This window comes from Mycolicibacterium grossiae, from assembly GCF_008329645.1.
Classification (GTDB): Bacteria; Actinomycetota; Actinomycetes; order Mycobacteriales; family Mycobacteriaceae; genus Mycobacterium; species Mycobacterium grossiae.
Genome location: NZ_CP043474.1, coordinates 5,160,862 through 5,172,798 on the forward strand (window position 1 = coordinate 5,160,862; position 11,937 = coordinate 5,172,798).

Sequence of the window (11,937 nt, forward strand, 5' to 3'; positions counted from 1 at the left end):
GTCGGCGTCGTGTCGGTCGGCGTCGTGTCGGTCGGCGTCGTGTCGGTCGGCGTCGTGTCGGTCGGCGTCGTGTCGGTCGGTGTGGTGTTCATCATGGTCGTGGTCACCTCCTTCGGCGGTGTGCAGGACGTCGAACAGGGCGCTGCTCAACTCCGGCGCCAACTGCGCGATGCACGCGCCGGCGATGCACCGGTCGGGGCGCAGGAACAGCACCGACTCGGCGTGGACGTCGAACCAGGACTTCAGCGCGCCGGTGCGGTCACCGACCACGACGACGTCGGGGTCGTCCTGGCCGGTCCAGTGCAGCTGGGTGGACGGGCGGAGGGCGACGAACGTCGCGCCGAGCGCCTGCCACCGGCGGAACGCCACGTCACCGAGGAGTGCACGGGGGTCGTTGTTCCAGGCGAGCACGCCGAAGCCGGGCCCGATCACGTCGTCGAGCAGCACGTTGGCGGCGTCGCGGGTATCGACCCTCGGCTGGATGAACAGGGTGCCGGTGGGCAGGGTCGCACTCGGCGGTGCCACGTCGGCGGAGAGCCGGGCGATCGCGCCCTGCTCGTAGCGCGGCATGGGTTTGAACCGCATCTCCAGGATGTAGCGCTTGAGCGTCGGTACCACCGAGGCGGCGCGGATGACGGTGTCCCGCAGCGTCGCTACGCGCCGATTCGTCGGGGAGATGACGCGTCCCACCATGGTGGAGAGGTCGATCATCGCCCGGGCGTGCTTGCGCCGTTCGGTGTCGTAGGTGTCGAGCAGGGCGTCGCCGGCCTGTCCGTTGACGACCGCCGCGAGTTTCCACCCGAGGTTGGCCGCATCGCGAATGCCGCTGTTGTAACCCTGCCCCTGCCATACCGGCATCAGGTGCGCCGCATCCCCGGCGAGGAACACCCGACCGGAGCGGAAGGCGCCGGCGATGCGGGAGTGGTGGGTGTAGACGCGGTGCCGGATCACGTCGACGCGCTCCGGGTAGGGGACGAAGGGGCGCAGCACGCGCGCAATGAACTCCGGTGTCTCCACGTGCTCGTCGGTCTCGTCGGCGTGGATCATGAACTCGAAGCGCCGGATGCCGTGGGCGATGGAGATGCACGCGTACGGGCGTACCGGGTCGGCACCGACCTCGCTGTTGGGGTGCCCGAGCGGATCGGTCGCGACGTCGATGACGAGCCAGCGGGTCGGCGCGGTGGTGCCCTCGAACGACACCCCGACGGCGCGGCGGGTGGCGCTGCGTCCGCCGTCGCAGCCGACGACGTAGCGGGCGGTGGTCGCTCCGCCGCCCTCGAACTCGACCCGTACGCCGTCGGCGGTTTCGGCGACCGACGTCATCCGCGTCCCCCACGACACGTCGACGCCGTCGAACCGGTCGAGGCCGCGCAGCAGCTCCGCGTCGACCATGGGCTGCACGAACCCGTTGCGTTTCGGCCACCCGAAACGCGCGTCGGGCGGCGCCATCTCGGCCAGCAGCCGTCGGCGCCCGTCGTAGAACCGCAGGATCTGGTTCGGCACGGTGTGCGGCAGGACGGCGTCGACCAGGCCGATCGACTGAAAGGTGCGCAGCGCCTCGTCGTCGAGTCCGACGCCGCGGGGGTAGTCGATCAAGGTGTCCCGCTCGTCGACCACCGTGGTGCGCACGCCGTGGCCGCCCAGGACGTTGGCCAGCGTGAGCCCCACCGGTCCGGCGCCGACGATCAGGACGTCCACCGCGTGCTGCGCCGTCACGAGCGCCCCAGCAGGAAGTCGAGGTGCAACCGGTTGAAGGTCTTGGGATCCTCGTACTGCGGCCAGTGTCCGCAGTCACCCATGACCTCGAACCGCGCGCCGGGAATCATCGATGCGATGCGGCGGCCCTCGCTCACGTCGGCCGTGGGGTCGTCGCTCGTCCACAGCACCAGCGTCGGCGCGGTGATGGCGCCGTATTCGTTGGCACCAAGCAGGTTTCGCGCACGGATCTCGGGGTCCTGCAGCGCCATGATGTCGCTCATGGCCGCGACGAAGCCGGGTTGGCGGTAGACGCGCTGCCTGCTGGCGACGATGTCGTCGTAGTCCTTCGACTTGTCGGCCATGAGCCACTTGATGCGGGCGGCCACGGTCTCCCAGGAGGGGTTCTCGGCGGCGGCCATGGACAGCGTGACGATGCGCTTCATCACCTCGGGATCGGCCTGCGAGCCACCGGCGGTGTTGAGCACCAGCCGGTCGATGCGGTCGGGGTGGTCCGACGCCGCGCGGGCCGCGACCCAGCCGCCAAGGGACTCGCCGGACAGGTGCACGCGGTCGGCGCCGATTGCGTCGAAGAACGCCAGCAGGTGGTCGACGTAGTGCCGGACCTCCAACGGGTGCCCCGGCTTGTCGGTGTAGCCGTGGCCGAGCATGTCGATCGACCACGTGGAGAAGTGCTCGGCATGCGTCTCCAGGTTCCGCACGTAGGCCTCGGCGTGACCGCCGGAGCCGTGCAGCAGGACCAGCGCCGGCGCGTCGCGCTCTCCGGCGTGCAGGTAGCGCGTACGCACGCCGCCGACGTCGAGGTAGCCCTGTGAGAACGGGACGCCCTGGAGGTCACTCCAGACGCTCTCGAACTCGGACATCGGTCCCCTTCCTTGCGTACTGATGAGAATGCCATTCTCTTGTACGGCAATCAATGTGTGCTAATATCGCACAACAATGTGCACTATGTATAGAGCATCACTCTCGACATGACCGCTGTCAAGGACGACGGACCAGCGCAGAGGCTGGGTGAGCGCGGCGCGGCGGGATCGCAGACTCTGGCCCGTGGCCTGTCGGCGCTGCAGGCCGTCGCGACGTCGCCGTCGGGTATCACCGCACAGCAGGTGGCCGACCACGTCGGCGTACACCGCACCATCGCCTACCGGTTGCTCAGCACCCTGACGCAGCACCGCATGGTGACCAAGGGCGAGGACGGCCGGTACCGCCCGGCCGCCGCGCTGGCCGTGCTCGGCGCGTCCTTCGACGGCAACGTCCGGGCGCTGTCGGTGCCGACGCTGCGCATGCTCGCCGACGAACTCGGGGCCACGGTGTCCCTGCTGGTGGCCGAGGGCGACCAGCAGGTCGCCATCGCGGTGATCGTGCCGACGCTCGTCTTCTATCAGCTGTCGTTCCACGAGGGCAGCCGCTATCCGCTCGACCGCGGCGCCGCGGGCATCGCCCTGCTGGCCAGCATGCCGCCACGACCCGGCGAACGGGATCTGGTGCCGCTGACCCGCGAACAGGGCTGGGTGGTCACCCACGGCGAGATCGAGCCGGACACCTACGGTCTCGCCGTGCCCGTCCGGCGCCGGCCACCATCACCGCCCACGTGCATCAACCTCATCTCGCACCGCAAGGACGTGCTCGTGCAGGGCCGCGACGCGGTGGTCGCGGCAGCCCACCGGCTGTCCGACATCCTCGGCTAGGAAGGAAGCAACGCGTGACCTGGGATCAGGAAGTCGACGTCGTCGTCCTCGGCACCGGCGGCGCCGGACTGACGGCGGCACTGACTGCCGCCGCCGGCGGCGCGACGGTGGCGGTGTACGAGAAGGCCCACACCGTCGGCGGCACCACCGCGGTGTCCGGGGGCATCGTCTGGATTCCGGCGCACCGCCGCGCCCCCGACGGCGAGCTGACCGTCGAGGACGCGCTGCGCTACCTGGAGGCGCAGTCACTCGGCGCGATGGACGCCGAGCTGGTGGAGACCTTCGTGCGCACCGGACCCGAGATGCTCGACTTCGTCGAGGCCCACAGTGAACTGCGCTTCGAGATCGCCGCGGGATTCCCCGATTACAAGCCCGAGCTGCCCGGCGGGCGGCCCGGCGGCGGGCGGTCGCACAGCGCGCGGCCGTTCGACCTCGCCCGGCTCGGCCCGTGGAAGGACCGCATCACCGCGTTCCCCGTGGACTTCAGCAACGTCGGCATCGACGCCGAGACCCGGGCTCGCATCCACGCAACGGTCGACGCGAGCCTGGCGGAACCCTGCGTCGCGGGGACCGCCCTGGTCGCCGGGCTGCTCCGGGGACTGCTCGACCTCGGGGTCGAACCGGTCACCGACGCGCGGGCGCGCGAGCTGATCGCCGAGGACGGCCGCATCACCGGGGTGCGAATCACGCACGGCGACGGCGATCTTCGGGTGCGCGCCCGGCGCGGCGTGGTGCTGGGCACCGGTGGCTTCGAGTGGGACCCCGGCCTCGTCGAGGCCCATCTGCGCGGACCGATGCGCGGGCCCGTCTCACCGCCGAACAACACCGGCGACGGCCTGCGGATGGCCATGGCGCACGGCGCGGACCTCGCGAACATGAGTGAGGCCTGGTGGGTGCCGGTCATCCAGATCCCCGGCGACACCATCGACGGCCATCCCCGCAGTCGCAGCGTCCGCCTGGAACGGACCCGTCCGCGCAGCATCATCGTCAACCGCGCGGGGAAGCGCTTCCTCAACGAGGCGGGTGAGTACAACTCGATGGCCGGCCCGTTCCATCACCTCGACCCGCGCTTCGGTTACCTCAACGATCCGGCGTGGATCGTGTTCGACTCGCTGCACCTGAAGAAGTACGGCTTCCTCGGCGTGGAACCCGATGGCCCGGCGCCGGAGTGGTTCCGCCAGTCCGCCGACCTCGCCGAGCTGGCGGAGAAGACCGGCATCGACGTCGACGGCCTCACCCGCACGCTGGATTCGTGGAACGCCCACGTCGCCGACGAGGTCGATCCCGACTTCGGTCGCGGCGCCAGCGCCTACGACGGGTACTGGGGAGACAGCAGTGCGGCGACGCCGGCCGGCCAGACGCTCGGGCCCATCGACACCGCCCCCTACTACGCGGTGCCGGTGACGGTCGGCGCCATGGGGACCAAGGGCGGACCGCGGACCGACGCCGACGGCCGCGTGCTGCACGTGACGGGCGCACCGATCGTCGGGTTGTACGCCGCCGGCAATGCGATGGCCGGCGTCACCGGCAAGGCCTACGGCGGCGCCGGTGGAACGCTCGGACCCGCCATGGTGTTCGGCTACCGCGCGGGCCGGGCGCTCACGGCGTCAGGGCGTGACCGGCCGACGGCATGATCGGCCGAGGATCGCCGAGACTCCCGAAGGTGACGTGATAGCGGCGCTTTTCGTCAACTTCCGTAGCCTCGCGGAAGAAATCTTTCCGTTACAAGGAGGCCACGATGAAAGACGGCTACGACACGCAGTCACTGCTATTGCTACTAGAGTCGGCGACTGGCCTAACCGGGCTGACGTCGCCTGGCGGCACTGCCCTTCCCTCCGGACGTCCCTTGCCTCCAGGATGCTTCGTGAAGTTTGAGGGAGGTCCGGGCACCGTCGTAGAACGGGTGGGCATGTGGCAAGAAGGTCCGGAAATCAGCATTGGTGTATGGCCAGGCGAACTCAAGGATCAGTACACCAGGCTGTACTCAAACGAACAGGTAGTCGGCGATCTTCTCGAACACGTCGCGGAGAATCAATGGCGCTTGGAACCCAACTTCCATATCGCCTTTCGATTGGCAAAGCCCGCCCAGCGTTGGTATCCGCATAGAAATCTGACGGCCGCCAGGTATGCGCTGCAGTGGGTCGAGGACTTAGCAGGCGGCCATGCTGGCGGGCGGAGTCGCGAGCAGCTCGAGGATCCACGTTTCCACGACTGGCTGGTCACCCGTCAATACGCTCATCGGGTCGATCTCAAGACGCTGATTCCCTGGCTCCAGTCGCGGTCGCCGTCTGTGAAGTACCACATACGGCCCGGCCTACAACTTAGTAAGGCGTGGCCCTCGGTCGCAGCGCTAGAACTCGAGCAGCGAGATGCTTTCGTTGCCGCCATTCATGGAACGGTCAATCAGATGCTCGAAGCCCTCGGACAACCCAAACTTGGAGAGTCGGTCGCACAGCAGACGCACTCAATTAAGGCGTCAACTACTAACGAAAAGACAAAGCCTTGCCCAGACTGCTACATGGTCCATGCTGGTGAGTGCTACTGATCGTCCACGGATTCTGTAGCTCCGCGGATGGCTAGGGCTCGTCACGCACCGCGGGGGTGATGGGCGGCGCCTCGCGCCAGTTCGGCAGCCCGTCGCTCTCGTTGGCCACCGGGAAGCCACCGCCGTGCGTCCACGCCCAGTGGCTGTGGTTGAGCTGATGCATCGTGAAGCAGGCATTGAGCGAGTTGTAGAAACCCTGGTTGTCCTGCGTCTGGTTGACCGACTCCTTGATGAGCAGTGCGGCCATGGTCGGCACCTTGGCGATGCGGCGCGCGAATTCGACGGTCTTGTCGGCCAATTGGTCGGCCGGGAACACCTTGGAGACCATGCCGAGCGCGTGCGCCTCGTCGACCGACAGCGAGTCGCCGGTCAGCATCAACTCCTTGGTCTTGCGCGCCCCGAATTCCCAGGGGTGCGCGAAGTACTCGACGCCGCACATGCCCAACCGCGTGCCGACGACGTCGGCGAAGGTCGTGTCGTCGGCGGCGACGATGAGGTCGCACGACCACATCAACATCAACGCGGCGGCGTACACGTCGCCGTGCACCTGGGCGACGGTGATCTTGCGCAGATTGCGCCAGCGCCGGGTGTTCTCGAAGAAGTAGTGCCACTCCTGCAGCATCAACTTCTCGGCACCCTCGCGCGTCGCGCCGTTCTGGGTGAAGCTCGGATGCTGGTTCGGGCCGGGCTGGTACTCCTCCATCATCACCTTCGAACCGAGGTCGTGCCCCGAGGAGAACATCGGCCCGTTGCCGCCCAGGATGACCACGCGCACGGCGTCGTCGGCCTCAGCGCGCAGGAAGGCGTCGTTCAGTTCGACGAGCAGGCCGCGCTGCTGCGCGTTGCGCGACTCCGGCCGATTGAGCATGATCCGGGCGATGGTGCCCTCGTCGAGGGTCTCATAGGTGACGAAGCGGTAATCAGCCATGGGCGCACTCTATTCGTAGGAGAACGTCGTTACCGGAACCGGGCCGCGCTACAGCGAGAGGATGGTCGCCGACGCCGTACCCGGCGCCCCGTACACCTGCGCGAGCCCGACACGCGGGCTGCCCGGCACCTGCCGCTCCCCTGCCTCGCCGCGCAACTGGCGCACCAGTTCGTGCATCTGCCGCAGGCCCGAGGCGCCGATGGGCTCGCCGTTGGCGATGAGACCGCCGTCGGTGTTGACCGGGATCGACCCGGTGATCTCGGTCGCGCCCTCGGCGAGCATCTTCTCCTGGTCGCCGTCGGCGCACAGTCCCGTCTCGGCCATGTGGATGACCTCGGCGCCGGCGTCGGTGTCCTGCAACTGCGCGATGTCCACGTCCTCCGGCCCGATCCCGGCGGCCTCGTAGGCGGCCCGGGCGGCGTAGACCGTCGGTGAGGCATCCTCGTCGAGCGGTGCGGACGTCGCGTGCACCTCGTAGGCGCCGAAGCGGCGGGTGCGGATCTCGCTGGCGCGCACGAAGACCGGCTTGTCGGTGAACTGGTGGGCGAGGTCGCCCCGGCACATGATGACCGCCGCCGCACCCTCGTCCGGCGCACAGAACATGTACTGCCGCAGCGGGTAGTTCAGCACCGGCGACGCCATGATCTCCTCGACGGAGATGGGCTTGCGCCGGAACGCGTTGGGGTTCAGCTCGCCGTTGCGGAAGTTCTTGTTCGCCACCCGCGCCAGGGTCTCCTCGGAGATGCCGTGGTCGTGGATGTACTTGTTGGCCTTCATGCCGAAGAACTTCGTGGTGACGAACTGCCCGTTCTCCGCATACCACTGCGGCAGTGCGAGTTTGGCCGGGTCGTCGGTGAACGCGCCGCGCGGGTGCTTGTCGAGCCCGACGGCGATGCCGATGTCGTACTTGCCGAGGCGGATGGTGTCGGCGGTCTGCTGGATCGCGCTCGCGGAGGTGGCGCACGCGTTGAAGACATTGGTGAACGTGATGCCGGTCAGGCCCACCAGCCGCGTCACCGAATCGGGATTCGACACCTCGTAGCTGCCGCCGAAGCCGAACTGGACGTCCTTCCACTCCAGCCCCGCATCGGCCAGCGCGCCGTGGATCGCCTCGGCGCCCATCTGCACCGCCGACTTGTCGAAGCGGCCGAACGGGTGGATGCCGACGCCGATGATGGCTACGTCGTTGGTCATTCGACTACTCCTTCGCGTCCGTGTCCGCACCCGGTACCGGCGTGAAGGCGAACGTGACGATCTCGTTGCCCTCGGCGTCGGTGGTGAACGGGATCATCGTCAGCTCGACCTCCATGCCGAACCGGAGCCGTTGCGGATCGTCCTCGGTGAGGCGGCCCTCGACGCGGATGACGTCGCCGAGTTGCACCAGTCCGACGCCGAACGGCCGGAAGTCCTTGCCGGCCGGTCCGGCGTAGGGCGCTCCCGGCGGGAAGCCCTGCGTCGTCCACGCCACGACGGTGCCGCGCCGCGGCAGCAACGTGCGGCTCATCTCCGCCCTGCTGCACTTCGGGCAGTGCGACTGCTGCGGGAAGACGGTCGCCGAGCAGGCTCCGCAGGTGCTGCCGATCAGCTGGGCGTCCTCCTCGGGCCAGGTCGAGATCGACGGATCGATCGCCTTCTGCATCGCCACTCCTCGCCGTCCGAGAACACGTTGCCGAAATCGTACAATAGGATTACTACAAACCGGTAAGCGCGTTCTCATCCTGGTCGTGGCCGTGGTCTCCGGCGTCGTCGTCGCCGTCCGGGGCACTTCCGAGGGCTGCGCGGCCGGCGCCGTCGAGCAGCGCCGCCGCGGCGGCGTAGACGTCGATGCCACCTGCGGCCACGGCGACCGCCAGATCGTCGAGCGAGGCATGGCCGCGCAACATGCTCTGCGCCAGCGACAGCACCTGGGCGCGCGCACGGGCCGCCCGCCGCGCCGGGCCATCGGCGCGGTGGTGTGCGTCGATCGCCTCGACCAGCTCCGCGATGCCCTCGTCGCGCGCCGCGACGATCTTGAGGATCGGGACGTCGGTCTCGGCGTGCAGGTCGCGTGCCGTCTGGTCGGCCCCCTCGCGGTCGGCCTTGTTGATCGCCACGATGTCCGCCACCTCGAGCAGGCCGGCCTTCGCCGCCTGCACGGCGTCGCCCGCGCCGGGGTTGAGGATGACGACGGCCGGGTCGGCGACGGCGGAGATCTCGATCTCGGACTGCCCGACGCCGACCGTCTCGAGGAGGACCACGTCGAAGGACAGGGCCGCGAGCAGCCGGATCGCCGCGGGTACCGCCGCCGCCAGACCGCCGAGGTGACCGCGGGTGGCGACGGAGCGGATCAGCACGTCGGGATCGTTGATGTGCGCCGCCATCCGGATGCGGTCGCCGAGGAGTGCTCCGCCGCTGTACGGCGAGGACGGGTCGACCGCCAGTACGGCGACCTTGTACCCGCGTCGCCGGTATGCGGCGACGAGGACGCCGATGGTGGTGGACTTGCCGGCGCCCGGCGGGCCGGTGATCCCGACGACGCGGATGGACTCCGACCCGACGGCGGCGAGCACCTCGGCGCGGCGATCGGATTCGACGAGGCTCAACAGGCGCCCCACGGCCCGCGCGGATCCGCTGCGCGCACCAGCGAGCAGTTCCTCGATCGTCATCGTGCGGCTCACCCTAGTGTCGTGCGCCGGGCGCGTCGGGCTGCATCGTCGAGACCTCCTGCGATCCGAATGAGAATGCTATTCTCCCGATCCGAGAGTACTAGTCGCATCGAAGGGATCCAGATGCAGATCGCGGGCAGCTCTGCCATCGTCGTCGGCGGGACCGGCGGACTCGGCGAGGCCACGGTGCGTCGCCTGCACGCCGCCGGCGCCAAGGTCGTCGTCGCCGACGTCGCCGACGACAAGGGTGCCGAACTGGAGTCCGAGCTGGGCATCCGCTACGTGCACACCGACGCGACGTCCGAGGAGTCGGTCAACGCCGCGATCGCCGAGGCGCAGTCGCTGGCGCCCCTGCGCATCTCGGTCGACACCCACGGCGGTCCCGCCAGCGGCGGACGACTGATCGGCAAGGACGGCTCGCCGCTCGACCTCGACGGCTTCAAGAAGACCATCGAGTTCTACCTGACCGCGGTCTTCAACGTCATGCGGCTGTCGGCGGCGGCCATCGCCACGAGTGAACCGCTCGACGAGGGTGCGCGCGGCGTGATCGTCAACACCGCCTCGATCGCCGGCTACGAGGGCCAGATCGGGCAGCTGCCGTACTCGGCGGCCAAGGGCGGCGTCCTGGGCATGACGCTGGTGGCCGCACGCGATCTGTCCCCGTTGGGGATTCGCGTCGTCACCATCGCGCCCGGGACGGTGAACACCCCCGCCTACGGCAAGGCCGCCGACCAGCTCGAGCAGTACTGGGGCCCGCAGGTGCCCTTCCCCAAGCGGATGGGCCGCTCGACGGAGTACGCGCAGCTGGCGCAGAGCATCATCGAGAACGACTACCTCAACGGCGAGATCATCCGCCTCGACGGAGCGCTGCGCTTCCCCCCGAAGTGACCGTGCCGCAGGTACTTCACGGCAAGACGGCGTTCGTCGCCGGCGCCAGCCGCGGCATCGGGGCGACGATCGCACGCCACCTCGCCGCGGCCGGGGCGGCTGTCGCCGTTGCGGCCCGCTCCGAGGTCGAGGGCCGGCTCCCCGGCACCATCGGATCGGTTGCCGACGAGATCGTCCGTGCCGGCGGCCGCGCCCTGCCCGTGACCTGCGACGTCACCGACGAGGCGTCCGTCGAGCGGGCGGTCGCCGACACCGTCGCCGAGTTCGGCGGCATCGACGTCCTCGTCGCCAACGCCGGCGTGCTGGGACTCGACCCCATCGAGACCACGCCGCTGCGGCGATGGCAGCGGTGCCTCGACGTCAACCTGACCGGCGTCTTCCTGGTGACCCGGGCGGTGATTCCGCACGTGCGCGCCCGCGGTGGCGGGTCGCTGCTGGCGATCACCACGACGGGCGTGGCCATGGCCGGCGCCAACGCCTACTGGGTGGCCAAGGCCGCCGCCGAGCGGCTGTACCTCGGCTTGGCGCACGACCTGCGCGCCGACAACGTGGCGGTCAACTGCCTCAGCCCGTCGCGGGTCGTGCTCACCGAGGGGTGGCGCGCCGGCGGTGCGGGTCTGGAGGTCCCGCCCGAGATGGTGGAGCCACCCAAGGCCATGGGTCGCGCAGCGGTACTGCTCGCGACCCAGGACGCCTCCGGCATCACCGGCACCGTGCAGCGCTCGGAGGACCTCGGCTAGTTCGCCGGACCCGGTGTCAGGACTTGGCGATCAGGCCGTCGACGATGCGGTTGAAGTCGCCGGTCCCGAACGAGACGTACTCGGCGAGGTTGGCGTAGTCGAGCGACGCCATCACCGACTTCTCCAGCTGAATGTTCATCAGCCGCTTGGTGGCCTCGACCGCCTGCTGGGGCAGGTCGAGCAGCTTCTTGGCGCAGGCGATCGCCTCGGCGACGGGGTCGGCCACCACGTGGTTGGCCAGCCCCAGCTCGACCGCTCGCGGCGCCTTGATGCGCACGCCGGTGAGCGCGAACTCCTTGGCCTGCAGCAGGCTGATCTGCGAACCCCACACCAGCGGACCGCCGTCGGCGGCCACCAGACCGATCTGCACGTGCGGATCGGCGAAGTGCGCGGTCTCGGCCATGTAGACGACGTCGGACAACGCGGCGAGGCTGCAGCCCAGGCCGACGGCGGGCCCGTTGACCGCGGCGATCACCGGGATGCGGCAGCGCACCATGCCGATGACGAGGTCGCGGCCGTGCTTGATGGTCTTCTGCCGCAGCGCCTCGTCGCGGCGCAGCTCGTCGAGGTAGGTGAAGTCACCACCGGCCGAGAAGGCCCGTCCCGCACCGGTGATCACCGCGGCGCGGGCACCGGCGTCCTCGTTCATCGCCTCCCAGATGCGCGCGAGGCCGACGTGCAGGTTGTCGTTGACCGCGTTGAGGGCGTCCGGCCGGTTGAGCGTGATGATCCGCAGCGCGCCGTCGGCACGGACGTCGATCTCGTCGGGCATGTCGTACATCGGCTA

The 11,937-nt window shown here is 69.2% G+C and carries 11 protein-coding genes and 1 pseudogene; 5 read left to right on the forward strand and 7 right to left on the reverse strand.

The window, feature by feature from the left end; translation table 11 throughout:
- Positions 1–102 precede the first annotated feature (102 nt).
- Positions 103–1,716: pseudogene (locus FZ046_RS24695) on the reverse strand (bifunctional 3-(3-hydroxy-phenyl)propionate/3-hydroxycinnamic acid hydroxylase); the annotation flags it as partial.
- A complete protein-coding gene (locus tag FZ046_RS24700) occupies positions 1,713–2,579 on the reverse strand; it encodes an alpha/beta fold hydrolase (RefSeq protein ID WP_070351851.1) in 867 nt (288 codons plus the stop codon). The gene FZ046_RS24700 and the pseudogene FZ046_RS24695, both read right to left, overlap by 4 nt.
- 108 nt (positions 2,580–2,687) lie before the next feature.
- Here FZ046_RS24700 and FZ046_RS24705 point away from each other — a divergent pair, with 108 nt between their 5' ends.
- From FZ046_RS24705 to FZ046_RS24715, 3 genes are all read left to right on the forward strand, one after another.
- Positions 2,688–3,404: an IclR family transcriptional regulator gene (locus FZ046_RS24705; RefSeq protein WP_070351852.1), complete on the forward strand. Its 717-nt coding sequence runs from the start codon at positions 2,688–2,690 to the stop codon at positions 3,402–3,404.
- Positions 3,405–3,418: 14 nt separating this feature from the next.
- Positions 3,419–5,038 (forward strand): FAD-dependent oxidoreductase, encoded by a 1,620-nt coding sequence (locus FZ046_RS24710; RefSeq protein ID WP_070351853.1) that lies wholly within the window; start codon positions 3,419–3,421, stop codon positions 5,036–5,038.
- A 230-nt stretch (positions 5,039–5,268) separates the two neighbouring features.
- Positions 5,269–5,949 (forward strand): hypothetical protein, encoded by a 681-nt coding sequence (locus FZ046_RS24715; protein ID WP_125939673.1) that lies wholly within the window; start codon positions 5,269–5,271, stop codon positions 5,947–5,949.
- Between the two features lie 31 nt (positions 5,950–5,980).
- On the opposite strand, the gene FZ046_RS24720 is transcribed toward FZ046_RS24715, so the two are convergent.
- The 4 genes from FZ046_RS24720 to meaB are packed head-to-tail and all read right to left on the reverse strand — an operon-like array spanning position 5,981 to position 9,522.
- On the reverse strand, positions 5,981–6,877 hold the full coding sequence (locus tag FZ046_RS24720; protein WP_070351854.1) for an enoyl-CoA hydratase: 897 nt from the start codon (positions 6,875–6,877) through the stop codon (positions 5,981–5,983).
- A gap of 48 nt (positions 6,878–6,925) precedes the next feature.
- Positions 6,926–8,071, reverse strand: coding sequence for a thiolase family protein (locus tag FZ046_RS24725; protein WP_070351855.1), 1,146 nt, complete (start codon positions 8,069–8,071; stop codon positions 6,926–6,928).
- Between the two features lie 4 nt (positions 8,072–8,075).
- Positions 8,076–8,516: a Zn-ribbon domain-containing OB-fold protein gene (locus FZ046_RS24730; RefSeq protein ID WP_070351921.1), complete on the reverse strand. Its 441-nt coding sequence runs from the start codon at positions 8,514–8,516 to the stop codon at positions 8,076–8,078.
- A gap of 52 nt (positions 8,517–8,568) precedes the next feature.
- Positions 8,569–9,522 carry a methylmalonyl Co-A mutase-associated GTPase MeaB gene (meaB, locus tag FZ046_RS24735; protein ID WP_083298038.1) on the reverse strand — a complete coding sequence of 318 codons (954 nt, stop codon included), beginning with the start codon at positions 9,520–9,522 and terminating at the stop codon, positions 8,569–8,571.
- A 123-nt stretch (positions 9,523–9,645) separates the two neighbouring features.
- Here meaB and FZ046_RS24740 point away from each other — a divergent pair, with 123 nt between their 5' ends.
- Positions 9,646–10,410, forward strand: coding sequence for an SDR family NAD(P)-dependent oxidoreductase (locus tag FZ046_RS24740; RefSeq protein ID WP_070351856.1), 765 nt, complete (start codon positions 9,646–9,648; stop codon positions 10,408–10,410).
- Between the two features lie 2 nt (positions 10,411–10,412).
- A complete protein-coding gene (locus FZ046_RS24745) occupies positions 10,413–11,150 on the forward strand; it encodes an SDR family NAD(P)-dependent oxidoreductase (RefSeq protein ID WP_070351922.1) in 738 nt (245 codons plus the stop codon).
- A 16-nt stretch (positions 11,151–11,166) separates the two neighbouring features.
- On the opposite strand, the gene FZ046_RS24750 is transcribed toward FZ046_RS24745, so the two are convergent.
- A complete protein-coding gene (locus FZ046_RS24750) occupies positions 11,167–11,931 on the reverse strand; it encodes an enoyl-CoA hydratase/isomerase family protein (RefSeq protein WP_070351857.1) in 765 nt (254 codons plus the stop codon).
- Between the last annotated feature and the right edge of the window lie 6 nt (positions 11,932–11,937).